Raw genomic sequence first — 20,131 nt, 5'->3', positions numbered from 1 at the left:
TAATTTGAAGAATTATTATTTCAATATCTATGAATTCTATTAAATCGTATAAAGATCTTTTGTTTGGCAGAAGTCGATGTTGTTGGTTAGTAAGATATATTTGATTTCAAAATCTTTTCCAACCGATGAGAAATTCGGGTTAACTAACCAGATCAGAAGATGTTCGGTTTCTATTCCAAGCAATATTGCCGAGGGTTATGGAAGAAATTCCACAAATGATTATAAGCGATTTTTGCAAATATCTTTAGGCTCTTTGTATGAATTACAAACACAAATTGAAATTGCAAATAATTTAAAATACATAGACTTGATCACTTTTGAAGAAGTATTTAGCTTATGTATTGAAATAGATAAAATGTTGTATACTATTATTAAAAAAATAAACTAAGCACTGAGAAAAGAGCCAACTAAGCATACTCCTTGCCCCCTTGCCTCTCTACTCTTTGCCTCATACAAAAATGAAAAAACACATCGTTATCGTTCCTGGAGACGGAATCGGACAAGAAGTAACTGTTGTTGGTAAAAAAGTATTGGATAAAATTGCTGCAAAATTTGGACATGAGTTCACTTATGATGAAGCATTGATAGGTCACGTAGCGATTGAAGCTACCGGAAACCCTTTGCCTGATGAATCTCTTGAAAAAATGAGAAACTCTGATGCAGTTTTATTTGGTGCAGTTGGTCATCCGAAATATGACAATGATCCTTCAGCAAAAGTTCGTCCTGAACAAGGTTTATTAAAAATGCGTAAAGAATTAGGCTTATATGCTAACCTTCGTCCGATAAAATTATTTGATGAATTGCTGAGTGCATCAAGCATTAAACCTGAAATATTGAAAGGTGCTGATATTTTATTCTTCCGAGAATTAACGGGTGACGTATATTTCGGCGAAAGAGCAAGATCTGCTGATGGTAACACTGCTTACGATACAATGATCTACAGCAAATATGAAGTGGAGCGTATTGCACGTAAAGCTTTTGATGCTGCAATGACAAGAGGTAAAAAATTAATGAGTGTAGATAAAGCGAATGTTTTAGAAAGCAGTCGTTTATGGAGAGAAACAATTTTAGAAGTAGCTAAAGATTATCCTGAAGTTCAATTAGAGCATCAGTTTGTTGATGCAGCAGCGATGATCTTAATTAAAGATCCAAAACGTTTTGATGTTGTAGTAACAGGTAATTTGTTTGGTGATATCTTAACCGATGAAGCTTCACAAATTGCAGGTTCAATGGGTATGTTGGCATCTGCATCTATCGGAGATGGTACAGGTGTTTATGAACCAATACATGGTTCGGCACATGATATCACCGGTAAAGGTGTAGCCAATCCAATGGCGTCTGTTTTATCCGCTGCATTATTATTGGATATTTCTTTCGGATTAAAAGCTGAAAGCGAAGCAGTTATCAACGCAGTTGACCAGGTGTTAAAAGCAGGTTTCCGTTCAAGAGATATTGCAGATGCAACAACACCTGCTGATAAAATTTTAGGTACCGATGCAATCGGCGAGGAAATTTTGAGCAGGATATAAATTTTATGTACTATATTTAAGAAAGCGAAATGCTGAGGTTTTTTAACCACGGCAACATTTATTACCAAAACACACTTTATGAAACTTTTTGTAGCCGGCCTCCCTTATGATTTGGATGACGCAGAATTAATGGAAATATTTGAAAAATGCGGAGAAGTAGTTTCTGCCAAAGTAGCGATGGACAGAGACACTGGAACAAGTAAAGGGTTTGGCTTTGTGGAAATGAAAAATGATGAGGATGGAAAAGAAGCGATCGAATTACTCAATGATATCTCTTTAGGTAAAAAACCTCTTGTAGTAAAACAAGCTGAAGATCGTCCGGGTGGTGGAAGCAGCGGAGGAAGCAGCAGACCTCCTTCAGGCGGTGGCGGATATCGTGGAGGAAATGACAGAGGTGGTTCCGGTGGTGGGTACCGTGGGGGTGGAAATGATAGAGGCGGCGGATACCGTGGCGGAGGAGATAGAGGGAATGGAGGCGGATACCGTGGTGGTGGAAATGACAGAGGTGGTGGTGGTTATAGCAGATAAGATCATACTATTAATAAAAAAGTGTCGAAACAATTCGACACTTTTTTTATTGTAAATACCGATTATTTTCTTGGACCTAACGGCCTTACTTTTTCTTCCAGTTCAACAATTTTTCCTTTCACTATTTTAGCATCATCCATACAGATCATAGAATCAACTTTTCCCTTTGCATCGGTGGTGATTTGCTTGTACCATAAAGACACATACTCCAGTTTCTTATCTTTAGAAATAACAGACTCATAATCATTCATCACGATCTTTACAGATGCAATATTTTTTAAATCATTTGTCATCATCGACTTCAAAGAGTCTCTTGATAACTTTGCATCTACACCCCCAACCTGCCAAAGTACACTATCGGCAAAGGGCTCAATTGCTTGTTCAACATTTTTATTTTCAAAGCCCTTTAATGATTTTAATACAATAGCAATGTTTTTTTGATCCCCTCTTTCCCAATAATCGGGTTCATGATTTGCCGGCAAATACGCATAATCAATTTTTTCTGTTGAAGAAGACTCTTTTGCATCTTCTTTTGTTGCAGTGGTGGTATTGTTGCATCCTGTTGCAAAAATTGCTGCAATAACAATTAGCATTAATTTTTTCATACTTAATATAGGTTTAATGATGAATAAAAATGGTTTGATAGAATGTGGATGCTAAAGAGTAGTATGGGGGAAGGATCACTTGTTTCGGTAAGATAACCTTTCTTCATTGAAAATGCAATACTTCCTCAATTCTTCTGTACAATTAAGTAATTTGCACACTAACGCTTTATAAAAATGCTCCCTGACAAAATAAAAGACTTTATTGTTGCGATAGAAGAAAGCCTTACGAGTAATACTTTCGTTTCAATCACTCTTGGAAATTATAAAGGATCCGAAGAGCATTTAAAAAATATCTACATAAAAAAAACAATCATCAAAGCAGAAGAAAAATTAAGTTTTACCTACAGATATAAAACAAAAGACATTGTAAAGAATTTCGACATTAAAGAAGCTGTTGAGCAAATACAAATTGCTTTGCAAGATGGATTTAAGTTTGCAACATTATTTACAACAGAGTCTGATCAAATATTAGAGCAACAAAAGAATGGAAATTATTTGTTGAAAAAAATTACTGCTTCAAAATCGGAGTTGCCATCACTCAGTCATGATAAAATAAAAAATCATCCTATTACAGCTAAAGGGAAACCCTATTTAACCGAATTAAAAATAACCGATGCCAACGGCAATGTATTTAAAGCCACACAGGATAAATACAAACAGATCAATCACTATATAGAAATTTTAAGTTCTCTTTTAAAAGAGTTGCCGGAAAAAGATTTGTTGAATGTAGTAGATATGGGCTCAGGCAAAGGTTATCTCACATTTGCTTTGTACGATTATCTTACCAATGTATTAAACAAAAAAGCTAAAGTAACCGGAGTTGAGTTTAGAAAAGACCTTGTTGATCTTTGCAATAAGATCAGCACTAAAAGTAATTTTACCAATTTATTTTTTGAAGAAGGTTCAATTGAAAAATATGAGAACGATTCAATAGATGTTTTAATTGCCCTCCACGCCTGTGATACCGCCACCGACGATGCCATTGCAAAAGGCATTGCAGCAAATGCATCTTTAATTGTTGTGGCTCCTTGCTGTCATAAACAAATAAGAAGAGAGATAGAAAAATACAAACAGATCAACGACATTGATTTCATTACTAAACATGGTATCTTTTTAGAAAGACAAGCAGAGATGGTTACAGACGCCATACGTGCAATGGTATTAGAATATTTTGGTTACAAAACAAAAGTATTTGAATTCATTACTGACGCACACACACCGAAGAACATTATGATCACAGGTATTAAAAGCAAATCTGCCATTGACAAAGAAACTATTCTTCAAAAAATAAAAGATGCTAAAAAGTATTTTGGCATTCAGCAACATTATTTAGAAAAGGCCATAGGAATATAAAATTTTCAAGGCACTTGTTTCAAGCGAAAGCTATGCATATTGTTTGGATTACCATTCACAGGGAAATTTTCTGTGGCGTACAAATACTCCCCCTTTATTACAATCGTCTCCCAAATATCCGGCCTGTTGCCTTCAATTGCAAAAACCAAAGTTTGTTTGTCCGAAGAAATAAAATTCCATTTAACAGCATGACTTTTACCAACTTCATCAACATATTTACCCGTTCCATCTGCATTAAAAGTATATTCTAATTTATCGTAATCAACCCCGGTTGTATTGATGCTGTCACGAATATAACATCCGTATTTGCCATTGATAACATTCCGTAATTGATCCAGCTTCCACTTTTTCTGTACCAATGTTTTTTCAATTTTTGAACCTTTAGTCTCTGCCGCTGTCTTACAAGCTCCTACAAAAACAAAAATGGATAGCACAAAAAATATTCCTGCTCTACTATACCACAACGAATTTTTCATATCTATTGATTTATTGTTGATCTAATTTACAAATACCTGTCTTACTAAATAGTTAAAAAATATTAATCAATACCTTCAATAATATAAATATTGCCGTTCAACGTAACAGTATCTCCTTTTTTCAATCCTATTAATTTCATTCCCAGAGGAGACTGCGGTGAAAGCGCAATAACATTTATTCCCGCTATTGTTGCTTTACCTAATGCTACGCTCATAAAAAAATAACCCTTATTTGTTTTAATAAGACTACCATTTACAATCATCGATGCAGATAAAGCCGGATTGATCTTTTCCAATGCAGATTTCTGTGCAACGATTTCCTGTAATTGCGCTCTTTTATTTGCTTGCTCTATTTGTAACATTGCCAAAGCGGTTTCATGCTTATCGCCGGCAGTGCTTTTGGTTTCATTGGCACCGCTTTCTTTAAGATCTGCTAAAACTTGTTGGAGCTGATCGATCTTTTCGTTTATCAGTTGGAGATAGTGGTGGTGTATTTTTTGTTTGAGTGTCATGGAATTTGGTAATGAAGATATAAAATATGTAGTTCCTTTTTTTCAATACTTACAACCATATAAATAAAAAATCAGTCATATATAGGTAACCTATTTTTTAATTAAAATTATTTTGTATGAACAAATTAATTTCCAACCCACTAACAGCAGCTGTATCTACAAACATTGCAACAGCTACCAACAACTCCATTCAACAACTAACGCCCTTTCATGTACCCCTTACCGATGAGCAAAGAAAAGGGAGCCGTACTATGGCAGAAGGCAGAGAAGGTATGGTAAGGCTAATCAGCAAAATTGCCACACAACACATTAACAGTTTGCCACGCAACGAAGACCCTCAGGAAATGGCAACATTGTTAAAAGCTTATGAAGATGGCGGGCAGGCCTTACAAGCTATTAAACAGTTAATGGAAATGATGGAAGATACCCAAACCGCAGTTGGTATTGACCTGATGGCATTGTACGATCGTTATAACGGTTACCTGCAAACCTCCCGTAGCGGTAATACTGCTTTGGATGCTGCCATGGGTGAGATAGATAGTTACAATGCCAGGTTTGGCAAATCTGCTACCGATACGCCGACACCAACTGAGTAAAAAGGCAAGAACAATTAAAAGGATAGAGCAAAAACTCTATCCTTTTTTATGCCTGCTACTTTAGTTGTAGGAAGACCTACTGTTTTAGTAGGTGTACCTACTGATTTTGTAGGTGGTGGCACTAGTTTAGTAGGTGGAGTTACTGAATTAGTAGGTAGACCTACTGAAATAGTAGGTAGAGGTACTGATTTAGTAGGTGGTAGCTACTTATCTTGTAGGTATGGTTATTGAGTTTGTAGGTAGACTTACTGAAATAGTAAGAGGGGCTACTAAACCTGTAGTTGTGGTTATAAAATTTGCAGGCCATGTAAAAATTTAAATTGATTATTTAAATTAGCTAATGCAAACAAAAAAATAAAAGGCAAACTGTATTGCCGCAACGACAATACAAAAAGTATAATACTAAAACGTTGATTTTCAACTTCAAAAAAATCTATGATAGCGTCTAATATCATATATATTTGTGTTGCCTGCAATTTTATTATGACATACACAGTTTGCATACAGTTACCAAAGACATATTATACAATTCAGCGTTTGAGTAAGGAAGACACTGAAACTATCGCTTCTGCTTTCGAAGATAGACTGGACAGCTTCTTTTATTCAGGTCGCAAATATGACTTAAAAGAAATTCAAGAGTTTCGTGTCTTTGCTTACGACCATCCCGATGACTACCATACCAAAATAAATGCTAGTCAAGAAGCTTTGAAAGAAGGCTATTTTGCTGGCGAATATGTTTTTTTTAAACCACATACACTTGCAAAGCTTTTTAATGATGTTACGAATGATTTTATAAGAAAATTCGCAGCAGAAAGAAAGCAAGCTGTTACTGTTGAATATCCATATGTGAACAAAATAAGGATTGACGATTTACGCTCAATTAATAATTCAAGTTTTGACCTTAAAAGAGTAATTAAACTTTGTGACGAAATCAATCACACATTTAGCGACAGATGTTTCATCGCAACAATAATATTGGTCAGAGCTTTACTTGACCATATACCACCAATATTTAGCAAAAAATCCTTTTCAGAAGTTGCGAATAATTATGGCCCGAAAAGCTTTAAGGATACAATGCATACGCTAGACAATTCTTCTAGAAAAATCGCAGACCTTTATCTTCATACCCATATTTCTAATAAGGAAGATACACCACTTGAGCAGCAAGTAAATTATTCCCAAGCTATTGATTTGCTATTGAGTGAAATCGTCAAGCTATTAAAATAGATATTATAAATTCCACTTGTTATGGCTGAATTAATAGTATTCCAAACTTCTATCTCCGCAATATTGCCTGATGAACTTTTTACCCCTTTTGAAAGAGAATTAAAGAGAAATTTATTATTGTTTGACAAAGTTTGCTTACCTCTCTTTGAAATTGACTTTGCCTACTTATCAGACCTTTGGGATTTGCCTGGATATTATGAAAGGTATTGTCGATTCAAAATATTAATGGACAAAAATTATTTAGTGAAACCAGTTCACCACAGCGAAATCTCAAATGAATCTATTGATAAATCATTGAAAAAGGCGATTGAAAAATCAAAAGAAGCCCCAAAGCAATTCATGAATACACTAATATATGAGGCATATTTAAGAGGAGGTGTAAATGAATACAATAGAAAGCTAATAGAAAGTAAGTTAGATACAATTCGTCAATCGTATGAGAAAAATAAAGTTGACGCATTAGAATGGATGGAAAGAGAAATAAGACTGAATTCGATATATTATTCACTTAAAAAAGATAGTGCAACATGTATTCCGCTACTATCGTCAATTAATTCTTTCAAAAAGGGTTCTGATACGAAAAAGCAAGAAGTACATAGAATAGTTTTAAATAGAATGCCTTTGCCATCAGCCGATGTAAGTTGGGAGCACATAATAGAGTATAAAAGTGATGAGAGTAGCAGGAATAAATTTCTTGCCTTAAAAAATTGGATTAATAATGTAGCTAGCTCTAATAAATCAATTTCCGAAATAGAAGATGAACTGGAATATTTGCTTTCAGAATATGAAAAGGATTTACAGCTTCATAATCTAAAATATACTTATGGTTTTTTTCAAACAATATGTGTTGGGATTATTGAACTATTTACAGAACCTAAAAAGCTAGTCGAGAGACTGTTTAATGTATATAATCAGGAAATTGAATTAATGGAATCAGAGAATAAATTTTCAGGAAAAGAAATTGCTTACATAGTAAAATCAAATGAAACATTTTCTTAGCAAAACTGCAGGCAACATTGGGTTTTATGCAAGTTGGGCTTGACCTTGTAACATCAGCTAAGTGCAAATCCCAGCATCAGTTCCAGCAGACGAAAATCTATCAGCTTTTGTACTTAACTTCATCAACATATTTTCAATCAGCAGCGGTTATCGGCAGACGGAATCCTAATTCCCAACCTGCATAAAGCCCTGCTCGTTATCGGCAACCCTATCGGCGGCAGTATTAAAATTCATCTTTTACTTTACTTTGCTGGACAAACTAAAATAATTAAAACGACACTTTACTTAATATGCCTACAATTCCAACTGCATCTATTACTGACCCCAATTCTCAATGGCAGATTATCATCAGAGATTTGGTTGCCCCCGGCACTCGGTTTCATTTAAATAATAATAAACTAAATTATGACAAGAGTAGTAACGCTTGTCGGTTTTCAGCTTGTACTACAGCCATAAGACGAAACAGAACTAGCGGTCTTTGCGACACACATCAAATACACCAACATTCTTTGTTTTTAGAGCTACAAAATCCCCAACATAATATCGTAAATGCGCCATTGCATTTAGAAATTGTTGATAAATTGATAGAATGGGCCGGAACTAGGAATTTTGATTTGACACCACTATTTCAAGACATTTCATTCAATATACTCGGCAATATACCTGATGTTTCGACTTTATCTAGTGACACAACTCATCATGGCTTTACTCCTCCTACGTTACAATCTTTAGTCAATGAAGTAATTCTTATTGTTAATAAGCATTTACCTGACTTCAATAATTCCTCTTATCAACCATTATCAACTAAACAAGGATTAATACCAGCGAGAATTCTTGCATTAACTTTTGCTGGCCTTGTATTATGCGAAGAGGCTAACAGAGGAGACCGTTGGTTTAGCAGGATAATTCGAAAGGAAGAATTTCAAACAGAATTGTTAGGAGGTGCTATGCCTATAGGTTATTTTGCAGCTAGAATGTTTCCTTGGGGAATTGAGATTGGTAAAGCAGCTTTTCGTTTTGTTCCAAATGGCAGATAAAAAGAAATATGTAAGGGATAAAAGATCTCCCACTCCTTCAAGTGAGAATGTATCAAAAGTCATGAGCAACAACAAAGGAAAAGATACAAAGCCCGAGTTGCTTTTGCGAACGTTACTTTGGAAAAATGGAATAAGGGGATATAGAATTCATCCAAAGAAGATTCCAGGAAAGCCAGACGTTTGCTTTATTTCACGAAAAGTTGCAGTTTTTATAAATGGATGCTTTTGGCATAGATGTACGTATTGTAACTATAAATTACCTAAACAGAATAAGCAATTTTGGGAAAATAAATTTAGTAATAATGTAAGAAGGGATAAGGAAAAGATTATGCAGTTGAAAAAAATGAAATGGAAAGTAATCAATGTTTGGGAATGCCAGTTAAAGAAACATAAAGTTGATAAAACACTAAATTCGATAATACGCAAAATCGGATATTGATTTTGTTAACCTCATGTTGAAAACTATTTTGGACAAAATTTGTCCTTCTCAGTTTCTTCTCCTACATTTGGACAAAATATGTCCCAAATGGCATTTTCCAAAAAAAACATATCGACAGTTGGGGAGCAACTCAGAACAATACGGGAAAAGGCAAACCTTCCTTTGAGAGAAGTAGCAACAAACATTGGTATCGACACTTCTCTGCTTGGCAAAATTGAACGCAATGAAAGACAAGCAACAAAGGAACAGGTTAAACAATTAGCTGCATTTTATAAAATCGATGAAAAAAAATTATTGAAAGAGTTGTTAAGCGACCAATTCGCTTACAAGATACTTGAAGAAGAAGCAGACTTAGATACGTTCAGAGTTGCAGAAGATAAAGTTGAATATTTAAAAACTAATCACAATGCCAAATAAAATTAGGGTTGCAGAACTGTTTGCAGGAGTTGGCGGTTTCAGACTAGGATTAGAAGGATGGAAAAAGAAATCCGCCTCTTCAGGCTATACCAAATCTGTTAAGTCAGTATATGAAGTTGTTTGGAGTAACCAATGGGAACCATCGACAAAAACGCAACATGCCTCATTAGTATATGAGCAACGCTTTGGTAAAGATGGACACAGCAACGAGGATATAACAACTGTTGACGTAACAAAAATCCCTGACCACGACATGTTAGTCGGCGGCTTCCCTTGCCAGGACTATTCCGTAGCAACTACATTAAAAAACTCAAAAGGACTAATTGGCAAAAAAGGTGTGTTATGGTGGTCAATACATAAAATATTAAGCGAAAAAAAGAAAAAGCCAAAGTACATTTTTTTGGAAAATGTTGACCGCTTACTTATTTCACCCTCTAAACAACGAGGAAGGGATTTTGCAATAATTTTAAAAAGCCTAGATGACCTTGGCTATGCAGTTGAATGGAGAATAATCAATGCGGCTGATTATGGAATGCCACAAAGAAGAAGAAGAATCTTCATTTTAGCATACCTAAAAACAGCATCCATATACAAAGACCTCAAAAGATGTGATCCTAGAGATTGGATACTTAATGAAGGGACTCTTGCTTCTGCCTTTCCTGTTACTTCAAACGAGTTGGTTCTCCCCACAGAATTTGAATTGAATGGTGATATTGTTGAAATATCTTCTTCTTTTAATAAAAATGGCGGAGCATCACTATTTGAAAATAGTGGAGTTATGATTAGGGGTATTGTAACAACATTAAAAACCTTTCCTGAATTTTATGGTGAGCCAGTTGTTCTTAATGACATTATTCAGAATGGGGAAGTAACCGAAGAGTTTTACATTAATGACAAAGACCTCGATAAATGGCGCTATTTAAAAGGTCCCAAAAAAGAAATCCGTGTAAACACAGAAGGGTTTGAATACAATTACAGCGAGGGCGGTATGGTATTTCCTGACTCACTAAACAAACCATCACGGACTATCATTACTGGTGAAGGAGGTTCATCTCCTTCAAGGTTTAAGCATGTCATACAAACTAAAAAAGGGTATAGACGGTTATCCCCTGTCGAGCTTGAGAGACTGAATATGTTTCCAGACAATCATACAAAATTAGATGGCGTCTCAGATACAAAAAGAGCTTTCTTTATGGGAAATGCATTGGTTGTAGGTGTTATTGAAAAAATCGGCTTAGCTTTAAAGGAAAAAATTGAGAATGAAGCCCTTGTACAACAAGTCTGACAAACAATCAGTTTTAACCTTCGCAAAAAAATTAAGAAACAAAACACTTCGAGAGGCCTGTGATTCAACAATTTTAAAACATACATATTCTGGCAAAGGAAATTTTGGACAGATACTTGAGAAGTATTACTTCCAATATGAGCCAAACTCTGAATCAGAAGCAGATTTCAACGAAATAGGTCTTGAACTTAAATCTTCTCCGTTAAAACAATTAAAGAATAAAGAGTTTCGCTCCAAGGAAAGATTAGTTCTCAATATTATAAACTATCTCGAAGTCGTAAATCAAGATTTTGCAACAAGTTCGTTTTGGAAAAAGAACGCCAATATTTTGTTGATTTTTTATTTACACAACCCCAATCAGAATCTTTTAGATTACATCATCAAATTAGTAGATGAATGGAATTTTCCAGTTAATGATTTAGAAATTATTAAAAGAGATTGGGAAACCATAAAAAAGAAAATTACTGATGGTAAGGCACATGAATTATCAGAAGGTGATACTTTCTACTTAGGTGCATGTACAAAAGGAGGGAAAGGTGGCAATGAAAGGCCACAACCCAACAATCCATTGCCTGCAAAGCAAAGAGCCTATTCTTTGAAACAAGGATATGTTAATCATATAATCGCTTCAATCGCCAATGAAGCCACAGGTGTTTATGGCAAACTCATCAAATCTAATACAGAAGTTAAAAAGAAAAGCTTAGAGGAGATTGTTTTATCGAAATTTAAACCCTATTATGGCTTGACAATTGACCAAATAGTTAAAAAATTAGGAATTAAACTAAATTTAAATGCGAAAAGCTTTTATGCAAGTTTGACCAAAGCGATTCTTGGTGTTGAACTCGACAAAGAAATTGAAGAGTTTGAAAAAGCTGAAATAATAGTGAAGACTGTAAGACTTAAAGAAAACAACCTTCCGAAAGAAGATATTTCATTCCCAACTTTTAAATATGAGGAACTAATTGAAGAAGACTGGGAAACTTCGGAGTTTAAAGAATTACTAGAACATAAGTTCCTCTTTGTATTTTTTCAATTTTCAAAGGGACAACTTATTTTCAAAAAGGTAAAATTTTGGAATATGCCTTATAAAGATATTTTGCAGGCAAAAAAAGTTTGGACTAAGACAAAAGCTATAGTTGCAAGTGGCGACATTGTAGAAAAAGTAGTAAATAAAATTCGCTATACGAATTTCCCAAACAAGGAATTTAACACAGTTTCTCATGTAAGACCCCATGCAAAAAATGCAAATGATACATATCCTTTGCCGACAAAGGATAAGGTTTCAAAATTGAAAGACTATACTAAACATTGTTTTTGGCTTAATAGCAATTACATCAGAGATGAAATTTATCTCAAATAAAGCAGTGCTGACTCGGAACGAAGAAGGGCAGCCGATTACATTGGTATTGCCAAAATGCAGGCTGACGGAAGCCGTGTTTCAACTATTGTAATGTTTCATCCTGAAATAAGTTGTCTAAAAAAACAACTAAAAATGGACCAAAAAGACCAAGTTATTCAGGAGTACCTGAACACCGGCTGTGGTTATCGCCAGCTACAAGCCAAGTATGGCGTCAGCCGTACAAGCTAGTGATTCTTCGTTCTTTGTCCCAGCAACGTCTCCGGCACGGGACGTTGCGTCAAGTATAATATTTTCATGTAATTAGTGTGGTATTCTTCACCTTGGCTGCTGTCACAAGACCCATTTCCCACAATCAACTGCTTCAATAAAAGCTCAATAACGGTATGCGGTACAAGTGAGTGGTTCTTCGTTCTTCTTTTCCCGGCAACGTCTCCTCTATGAGCTTGTGCGTAGGTGGGGACGTTGCTGTGAAAAAGACTTACAGAAGCCGAATATCAAAATTTATATAGCTGTTTGATAAATAGTAGTAGTATTAAACGGAAAATAAAACGTTTATTATAAGTTATTTTTTAAACCCAATCCTTTCCCTCTCATCCCATTTACGTTGGGCAGCTTTTTCATCCAATAAATTTTCCATTGCGTCATATATTTGGTTGAGTTGCACATCATGCTCACCAATACGTTCTTTAATTTCTTTTAGCTGCTCTTTAATGTCATTTTGTTTTAGTAATACTTGTCGTACTGCTACAAAAGCTCTCATGATGGCAATATTCATATTAATGGCTTTGTCGGAGTTAATAACACCGCTGAGCATAGCTACGCCTTGTTCGGTGAAGACGTAGGGCAATGCTGAGATTGGACGCTTGTTTGGGTATGTCATCACAAATTGTGATGACATACTAAATTGATCTTTTACGGTATCAACCTGAAATTTTATACTTTCAAACTCTTCTTTTGTTAGCTGAAACATAAAATCTTTGGGAAAACGTTTAATATTTCGCTTTACCGCTTGATTTAATACCCTGGTTTCTACTTCGTATAGAAATGCCAGATCTCGGTCCAACATTACTCTTTCACCTCTAATTTCATATATCCTGTTTTGGATGCTTTGTATTATTTGCATGGTGGCTTTTTGAAATCAGACGTTGGTAAAATGCAAAAGGTTGTATAATAAAATAGCCAGACATTTAAATGCCTGGCTATTTATCGTATCAAGGTCGAACTTTGAATTATTTACTCAAATGCATGCTTCTCTCTTTATACAAAGTTCTGAAGTATGGATCACGAAGATCTTTGATAAAGCGAATGGCTTCGCCGGTACTTTTCATTTCAGGGCCAAGCTCTTTATTTACACCGGGGAATTTATTGAAAGAGAAAACGGGCTCCTTGATTGCAAAGCCTGTCATCTTTTTATCAAATTTAAAGTCCTTTAATTTATTTACTCCAAGCATTACCTTAGTTGCAATGTTTAAGTATGGAATTTGATACGCTTTTGCAATGAAAGGTGTTGTACGACTAGCTCTTGGATTAGCTTCTATCACATATACATTACCATCTTTAATAGCAAACTGAATATTGATCAATCCTCTAATATTTAACTTTCGTGCAATCTTCTCAGCATACTCTTCCATGGTGTGAACGATCAATGGCGATAAATTAAACTGTGGCAATACCGCATTACTATCACCACTATGGATACCCGCCGGTTCAATATGTTCCATCACACCCATGATGTGAAATTCATCACCATCAAATATTGCATCGATCTCTGCTTCCTGACATCTGTCTAAAAAATGATCAATTAAAATTTTATTGCCCGGTAAATGTTTGATCAAACTAAGAATTCCTTTTTCCAATTCTTCATCGTTTAGAACAATACGCATTCTTTGTCCGCCAATAACATAACTCGGACGAATCAACACCGGGTAACCAACTTCTTTTGCTACTTCAATTGCTTCATCTGTATTATAAGCAGTTCCGTATTTAGGATAAGGAATACCTAACTCCTTTAATGTATCACTAAACCTTCCTCTATCTTCTGCAATATCCATGCTGTCGAAAGATGTACCAACAATTCTTATCCCTTTTTGATGTAATTTTTTTGCAAGTTTTAAAGCAGTTTGCCCACCAAGCTGAACAATCACACCATCCGGTTGTTCATGCTCAATGATCTCCCATAGATGCTCCCAGAAAACAGGTTCAAAATACAATTTGTCTGCAATGTCAAAATCCGTACTTACCGTTTCAGGATTACAGTTTACCATGATGGCTTCGTAACCTGCTTCTTTTACACCCAACAATCCATGCACACAACAGTAATCGAACTCAATACCCTGACCAATTCTATTAGGACCACTACCCAATACGATTATTTTTTTCTTGTCTGATCGTTTACTTTCGTTACTAATCAGTTTACTATCGTTCGTCGGTTTATTTTCAAATGTAGAATAGAAATAAGGTGTTTTTGCTTCAAACTCTGCGGCACAAGTATCAACCATTTTGTATACTCTGGTCAATCCCATTTTCTTTCTACGTTCGTAAATATCTTCTGCATTTTCTTCTTTCATGATACGAACAATCTGTTCGTCGCTAAAGCCTAAAAATTTTGCTTCTTTCAACAAATCATCCGGTAAAGATTTCAGATCATATTTCATGATCTCTTTTTCGCAATTGCAAATTTTTTGAATTTGGTAAATGAACCATCTGTCGATACCCGTGCTTTCGCAAATGCGTTTTACACTGGCTCCTGCCATCAATGCATCTTTAATTCTGAAAACTCTATCCCATTTCGGTATCTTAATGTACTCAATTAAGTCATCTGCTTTCATTAAACTTTGGCCGTAATAACCCAAGCCAACTGCTTCATTCTCTAAACTCTGACAAGCTTTTTGTATCGCTTCAGCAAAGCTTCTGCCAATACCCATTACCTCACCAACCGATTTCATCTGAAAACCTAATGTATCATCGGCTCCTTTGAATTTATCAAAATTCCAACGAGGTACTTTTACAATTACATAATCCAATGCCGGTTCAAAATATGCTGAAGTACTTTGGGTAATCTGATTTTTTAGTTCATCTAAATTATAACCAATAGACAGCTTAGCAGCAATTTTTGCAATTGGGTAACCCGTAGCCTTAGACGCTAATGCAGAAGAACGACTCACACGAGGATTTATTTCTACCACAATAATTTCTTCTGTTTGCGGATTCATTGCAAACTGTACGTTACAACCACCGGCAAAATTGCCTAGGTTACGCATCATACTAATAGCAGTGTTACGCATCAATTGAAAACCTGTATCGCTTAATGTCATTGCAGGGGCTACAGTGATAGAATCTCCTGTGTGAACTCCCATCGGATCGAAATTCTCTACCGTACAAATGATCGCAACATTGTCTGCATTATCTCTCAATAATTCTAATTCATATTCTTTCCAGCCCAACACCGCTTTTTCTACAAGCACCTCATGTATCGGACTGGCAGTTAAAGCTCTGTTCAACGCTTCATCCAATTCTTCTTTTTTAAATACAACTCCACCACCACTACCCCCAAGGGTAAATGAAGGACGCAATACTAACGGGAAACCAATATTTTGAGCAAACTCTTTTCCTTCTAAAAACGAGTTAGCAATATGTGCCGGACAAACCGGTATATTCATCTCTATCATCCACTGGCGGAATTTTTCCCTGTCTTCCGCTTTATCAATGGCTTTAATATCTACCCCAATTAATTTTACATTGTATTTTTCCCAGATCCCCAATTCATCTACTTCTTTGCAAAGATTCAAAGCCGTTTGTCCGCCCATGGTTGGCAAAACAGCATCAATATCATTTTCTTCTAAAATTTGTTCAATGCTTTCTACTTCCAGTGGTAAAAGGTAAACCCTGTCAGCCATCATTGGGTCGGTCATAATGGTTGCCGGATTACTATTAATAAGAATAACTTTTATGCCTTCTTCTCTGATACTACGGGCTGCTTGCGTACCGCTGTAATCAAATTCGCAGGCCTGTCCGATAACAATAGGTCCGGAGCCGATAATTAATACTGATTTTATGGAGTTGTCTTTTGGCATGGGTATAAACAGTGTTGTTTGTCGGGGTGCAAAATTAAGGCTTGAAGAGCATAAATATTTTTGTTTTTTCATTTTATTGACCATGCTTTAGTGCTTCTATTAAGCATTGTTGTGTCACTCACTTGTACTATTACAGTTCTATTCAACTATTTTTTACATAAGGGGGTTTTTGTTACAATTTTGGCAGGAAAATAAGTGAATACTGAAGAATTTATAATAGTCTGCCAAATAAATTATTTACATAATTCCGATAAACTAAAATTCATAAATAACTAAAAGGCAGGCCGCTACCTGTGGCAATGAATCAACTTGACATTATTTTAACAATTACAAGCTTAACTGGCACATTATTTTCAAGTCATACCAGTGAAAAGACTTTAAAGTCTATTGTTCACTTAAAACTAAATTTTATGAAAAAGATATCGATCATATTAGCAGCAACAGTTTTAATGGTCTCTTGTAAAAACAACAAAACGGCCGTTACAGATGATACCAAAGTATTAGGCGTTTCGTCAGAAGATTCTGCAGCATTTTCACAATGGAAAGCAGAACGTGATGCAAAAGTTGCAGCAACTACCACAGTAGTAAAAGAAAAAACCGTTGTAGTGCCTGCAACAACTCAAACCACAACAGCTGCAGCCCCGGCTAAGAAAAAAGGTTGGAGTAAAGCCGCTAAGGGAACTGCAATTGGCGCCGGTACCGGTGCAGTAGCAGGCGCAATCATTAACAAAAGAAATCGTGTAGCCGGTGCAGTTATAGGTGGTGTTATAGGTGGTGGTGTAGGTTATGGCATCGGTCGTTCGCAGGATAAACAAGATGGCAGGGTAAAATAACATTAGCGTATAAAGCGGAGTTGAAATGCTCCGCTTTTTTAGACCAAGTATCAATCAATGACAATATAGCCATGAATTATACCGATATCATTTCTCTGATCATCATTATTATAGGAATATTTTTGGGATATAAAAAAGGATTCATCTCTAGTTTAATAGATATGATCAGTCTTGCTGCGGCTATCTTCTTCGGTATATTACTTCAAAAAAACATATGCTCCTATTTAGATACTTTACTTCCCAACAATGCGTATAATACGACTTTAGCGCTCGTGATTCCTACCGTTTTTTTCTTTGTATTGTACTACATCTTAATGTCATTTTTAAAAAGAGCTATTCCCGTTCAAGTCAGCAAACATCTTGCAAATAAATTAACAGGCATTATCCCCGGCATAGCGCTGAGTCTTGCAATGATATACGCTTGCTTAAACCTAAACAACTTTTTTTTCGACAATGAAATTGTAAATGCATCTATAAAAACAAGCAGGACATTCAGTTGGGTAACGACTTTAGTAGAAATGCCAGAACATACTATTCTACCAACAAAACAAAAAACTCCCGACTATGAAAATGTTGCTGCGGCAGGCCATGGAGAAATTCAACAAGGAAGTAAACTTCCCTTCAAATCAAATAATTTTTCCAAAAGAACCGACTTGGAATTATTAATGCTCGATATTCTTAATAAAGAAAGAAACCTTCAACATTTGCCACCATTTGCATACGATAAAGAGTTAACAAAAGTTGCCACGGCACATTCCGGTGATATGCTTACACGAGGCTATTTTGCTCATAACACACCGGAAGGTGTTGATCCATTCATGCGGATGAGAAGGGCTAAAATAATTTTTTCAGTGGCCGGCGAAAATCTTGCAATCTCACATGATCTGTATAAAGCGCACACACAACTTATGCTCTCTCCCGAACACAGAGCCAATATTTTAAACCCTGCTTTTGGAAGAATTGGTATTGGTATATTAGATGCAGGCGAATATGGTTTAATGATATCGCAGGAATTCAGAAATTAACACCCGTTACTAAAATAATTTTTGCTCTACCTTTAGTATGCCCGACTTTTGTAATACTAAACCATTTGATTTGAATATATCTCTTGCACACTTTCTGCAAAAACAGTTTTGTATTTATATATTGCTATTGCTACACTTAAGCATATCGGCGCAAATATTTGCTGAAAAAAAATATCCGAAAGGATATTTCGCCTGGCCTGTGCAGGCTAAAATAGCACTGGCGGCCAACTTCGGAGAACTCAGACCTAATCACTTTCACATGGGTTTGGATTGTAAAACAGATCAAAAAGAAAATGTACCGATTTTAGCTGCCGCTGATGGATACATTGCAAAAGTAAAAATTGAACCCTCCGGTTTTGGGCAAGCTATTTACATCAATCACCCAAACGGGCTTACAACTTTATACGCTCACTTAAACAGCTTTTACCCGGCATTGCAACGTTATGTAAAAGAACAACAGTACAAACAAAAAAACTGGGCAATTTTTATAGATATTCCTCCACATTTGCTTGAGGTTAAAAAAGGACAACAAGTAGCGTTGAGTGGCAACACCGGAGGTAGCCAGGGGCCACATTTACATTTTGAAATTAGAGACACTGAAACAGACAAAGTATTAAATCCATTATTATTTGACTTTCCGGTACCAGATAATATTCCACCCTCTCTTCTTCGTTTAGCCGTATACGATAGAACTATCAGTACTTACGAGCAGTCGCCGCAATTTTATACGCTTAAAAAAGTTGGCGGATATTATACTACCTCCCCCGCTCTTATTTTAAAGAAAACAAGCAAGGTGAGTTTTGCCATTACGGCTTTTGATAAATATACCGGCTCTACCAACCAAAATGGTATTTACGAAGCTATATTGTACGACGACGATAAGCCTGTTGTAGGCTTTCAAATGGATAGTATCAGCTATGATGAAACAAGATACCTGAATGCACACGTGGATTACAAATTACGCAGTACAGGCGGGCCTTTCGTTCAACATCTTTCCAGACTACCAGGCTATACTTACGGTATTTATAAAGATGTAAGCGGCGATGGAGTTATTGATATTGCAGATGGGAATGTTCATCATATATCGATTGAAGTAAAAGATCCGAACGACAATACTTCTACCATAAAATTTGACATAAAAGGTGAGGCCACAAACGAAGATGATGGATCGGTGTTCTATGATCCAAAAGAATTTCATCCGAATTATATCAACATTTTTGAAAACGATAAGATCAGTTTTTTCATGCCTGAAAATGCCTTGTACGATTCTGTCCGTTTTAAATATAGAGAAACGCCACAGACCGATGGCAGCAATATCTTTCTATTACACAATGGAAATGTTCCGGTACAATGTAAATTTCCCATTAGAATAAGAAACACTACTACATCATCTCCCGATAAATTAGTCATGCACCGCTGGTGGGGAAGCAAAGATGATTATGCAAAAGCTGAGCCAGTGAAAATAAAGAATGAACCCGGCTGGTATCAATCAAAGTTCAGAGCTTTCGGCAATGTGCAATTAATAGAAGACCTTATTCCTCCAACAATTACACCGGTGGGTTTTAGAGATGGAATGGATATGAGCAAACAATATTCTATAAAGTTTGTTATTATCGATAATACTGAAGAGTTGCAAAATTTTAACGCTTACATAGATGATCAATGGGTTTGTTTCAGCAATGATAAAGGCAGAACATTCATTTATAAGTTTGATGAACATTGCCCTCCGGGTGATCATGTATTAAGAATCAGTGTGGAGGATTGTGTGGGGAATCGGTCGGAAAGAACATATAATTTTACAAGATAGATGGTCGATGGACTATAGACCATGGACCAT

At 35.8% G+C, this 20,131-nt stretch carries 21 protein-coding genes; 16 read left to right on the top strand and 5 right to left on the bottom strand.

Annotated elements, in window-relative coordinates; genetic code table 11:
- The first annotated feature begins 100 nt into the window (after nucleotides 1–100).
- The 3 genes from ACQ33O_RS04605 to ACQ33O_RS04595 all read left to right on the top strand — a co-directional run bounded on the left by ACQ33O_RS04605 (nucleotide 101) and on the right by ACQ33O_RS04595 (nucleotide 2,057).
- Nucleotides 101–388, top strand: a complete 288-nt coding sequence (locus ACQ33O_RS04605) for a four helix bundle protein (RefSeq protein WP_430994389.1) — start codon at nucleotides 101–103, stop codon at nucleotides 386–388.
- Between the two features lie 70 nt (nucleotides 389–458).
- Nucleotides 459–1,529: a 3-isopropylmalate dehydrogenase gene (leuB, locus tag ACQ33O_RS04600; RefSeq protein ID WP_430994388.1), complete on the top strand. Its 1,071-nt coding sequence runs from the start codon at nucleotides 459–461 to the stop codon at nucleotides 1,527–1,529.
- Nucleotides 1,530–1,607: 78 nt separating this feature from the next.
- Nucleotides 1,608–2,057, top strand: coding sequence for an RNA recognition motif domain-containing protein (locus ACQ33O_RS04595; RefSeq protein ID WP_430994387.1), 450 nt, complete (start codon nucleotides 1,608–1,610; stop codon nucleotides 2,055–2,057).
- 62 nt (nucleotides 2,058–2,119) lie between these two features.
- Here ACQ33O_RS04595 and ACQ33O_RS04590 read toward each other — a convergent pair whose 3' ends face one another.
- Nucleotides 2,120–2,662, bottom strand: coding sequence for a hypothetical protein (locus tag ACQ33O_RS04590; RefSeq protein ID WP_430994386.1), 543 nt, complete (start codon nucleotides 2,660–2,662; stop codon nucleotides 2,120–2,122).
- 174 nt (nucleotides 2,663–2,836) lie between these two features.
- Between ACQ33O_RS04590 and ACQ33O_RS04585 the strand changes: the two genes are divergently transcribed.
- Nucleotides 2,837–4,015, top strand: a complete 1,179-nt coding sequence (locus ACQ33O_RS04585; RefSeq protein ID WP_430994385.1) for a class I SAM-dependent methyltransferase — start codon at nucleotides 2,837–2,839, stop codon at nucleotides 4,013–4,015.
- Nucleotides 4,016–4,020: 5 nt separating this feature from the next.
- Here ACQ33O_RS04585 and ACQ33O_RS04580 read toward each other — a convergent pair whose 3' ends face one another.
- A complete protein-coding gene (locus tag ACQ33O_RS04580; RefSeq protein WP_430994384.1) occupies nucleotides 4,021–4,491 on the bottom strand; it encodes a hypothetical protein in 471 nt (156 codons plus the stop codon).
- A gap of 62 nt (nucleotides 4,492–4,553) precedes the next feature.
- Entirely contained in the window at nucleotides 4,554–5,003 is a 450-nt protein-coding gene (locus ACQ33O_RS04575; RefSeq protein WP_430994383.1) for a hypothetical protein, read from the bottom strand.
- Between the two features lie 116 nt (nucleotides 5,004–5,119).
- Here ACQ33O_RS04575 and ACQ33O_RS04570 point away from each other — a divergent pair, with 116 nt between their 5' ends.
- The 9 genes from ACQ33O_RS04570 (at nucleotide 5,120) to ACQ33O_RS04530 (ending at nucleotide 12,363) form a co-directional block, all read left to right on the top strand.
- Nucleotides 5,120–5,599, top strand: coding sequence for a hypothetical protein (locus ACQ33O_RS04570; protein ID WP_430994382.1), 480 nt, complete (start codon nucleotides 5,120–5,122; stop codon nucleotides 5,597–5,599).
- Nucleotides 5,600–5,647: 48 nt separating this feature from the next.
- The gene (locus ACQ33O_RS04565; protein ID WP_430994381.1) at nucleotides 5,648–5,830 is read left to right on the top strand and encodes a hypothetical protein; all 183 of its coding nucleotides are present in this window, start codon (nucleotides 5,648–5,650) and stop codon (nucleotides 5,828–5,830) included.
- 306 nt (nucleotides 5,831–6,136) lie between these two features.
- Nucleotides 6,137–6,826, top strand: coding sequence for a hypothetical protein (locus ACQ33O_RS04560; protein ID WP_430994380.1), 690 nt, complete (start codon nucleotides 6,137–6,139; stop codon nucleotides 6,824–6,826).
- A 21-nt stretch (nucleotides 6,827–6,847) separates the two neighbouring features.
- Entirely contained in the window at nucleotides 6,848–7,825 is a 978-nt protein-coding gene (locus ACQ33O_RS04555; protein WP_430994379.1) for a hypothetical protein, read from the top strand.
- 290 nt (nucleotides 7,826–8,115) lie between these two features.
- A complete protein-coding gene (locus ACQ33O_RS04550; RefSeq protein WP_430994378.1) occupies nucleotides 8,116–8,862 on the top strand; it encodes a hypothetical protein in 747 nt (248 codons plus the stop codon).
- Nucleotides 8,852–9,301 carry a very short patch repair endonuclease gene (locus tag ACQ33O_RS04545; protein WP_430994377.1) on the top strand — a complete coding sequence of 150 codons (450 nt, stop codon included), beginning with the start codon at nucleotides 8,852–8,854 and terminating at the stop codon, nucleotides 9,299–9,301. Before ACQ33O_RS04550 ends, ACQ33O_RS04545 begins: the two co-directional genes overlap by 11 nt.
- 87 nt (nucleotides 9,302–9,388) lie before the next feature.
- Nucleotides 9,389–9,718, top strand: coding sequence for a helix-turn-helix domain-containing protein (locus tag ACQ33O_RS04540; RefSeq protein ID WP_430994376.1), 330 nt, complete (start codon nucleotides 9,389–9,391; stop codon nucleotides 9,716–9,718).
- On the top strand, nucleotides 9,708–11,003 hold the full coding sequence (dcm, locus tag ACQ33O_RS04535; RefSeq protein ID WP_430994375.1) for a DNA (cytosine-5-)-methyltransferase: 1,296 nt from the start codon (nucleotides 9,708–9,710) through the stop codon (nucleotides 11,001–11,003). Before ACQ33O_RS04540 ends, dcm begins: the two co-directional genes overlap by 11 nt.
- The gene (locus ACQ33O_RS04530; RefSeq protein ID WP_430994374.1) at nucleotides 10,978–12,363 is read left to right on the top strand and encodes a Sau3AI family type II restriction endonuclease; all 1,386 of its coding nucleotides are present in this window, start codon (nucleotides 10,978–10,980) and stop codon (nucleotides 12,361–12,363) included. Before dcm ends, ACQ33O_RS04530 begins: the two co-directional genes overlap by 26 nt.
- A 562-nt stretch (nucleotides 12,364–12,925) precedes the next feature.
- On the opposite strand, the gene ACQ33O_RS04525 is transcribed toward ACQ33O_RS04530, so the two are convergent.
- Both ACQ33O_RS04525 and carB read right to left on the bottom strand, forming a co-directional pair.
- Nucleotides 12,926–13,486: an ORF6N domain-containing protein gene (locus tag ACQ33O_RS04525; protein ID WP_430994373.1), complete on the bottom strand. Its 561-nt coding sequence runs from the start codon at nucleotides 13,484–13,486 to the stop codon at nucleotides 12,926–12,928.
- Nucleotides 13,487–13,592: 106 nt separating this feature from the next.
- Nucleotides 13,593–16,436, bottom strand: a complete 2,844-nt coding sequence (carB, locus tag ACQ33O_RS04520; protein WP_430994372.1) for a carbamoyl-phosphate synthase large subunit — start codon at nucleotides 16,434–16,436, stop codon at nucleotides 13,593–13,595.
- Between the two features lie 410 nt (nucleotides 16,437–16,846).
- Here carB and ACQ33O_RS04515 point away from each other — a divergent pair, with 410 nt between their 5' ends.
- The 3 genes from ACQ33O_RS04515 (at nucleotide 16,847) to ACQ33O_RS04505 (ending at nucleotide 20,101) form a co-directional block, all read left to right on the top strand.
- Nucleotides 16,847–17,269 (top strand): YMGG-like glycine zipper-containing protein, encoded by a 423-nt coding sequence (locus ACQ33O_RS04515; RefSeq protein ID WP_430994371.1) that lies wholly within the window; start codon nucleotides 16,847–16,849, stop codon nucleotides 17,267–17,269.
- A 71-nt stretch (nucleotides 17,270–17,340) separates the two neighbouring features.
- Nucleotides 17,341–18,294 carry a CvpA family protein gene (locus ACQ33O_RS04510; RefSeq protein WP_430994370.1) on the top strand — a complete coding sequence of 318 codons (954 nt, stop codon included), beginning with the start codon at nucleotides 17,341–17,343 and terminating at the stop codon, nucleotides 18,292–18,294.
- 70 nt (nucleotides 18,295–18,364) lie between these two features.
- Complete coding sequence (locus ACQ33O_RS04505) at nucleotides 18,365–20,101, top strand: M23 family metallopeptidase (RefSeq protein WP_430994369.1); 1,737 nt, start codon at nucleotides 18,365–18,367, stop codon at nucleotides 20,099–20,101.
- Nucleotides 20,102–20,131: the final 30 nt, after the last annotated feature.

Origin of the sequence: Ferruginibacter sp. SUN002 (assembly GCF_050611725.1) — a bacterium.
Classification (GTDB): Bacteria; Bacteroidota; Bacteroidia; order Chitinophagales; family Chitinophagaceae; genus Ferruginibacter.
Note: the sequence above shows the minus strand (reverse complement) of the source record. Positions and strands in the feature narration are given on the sequence as shown.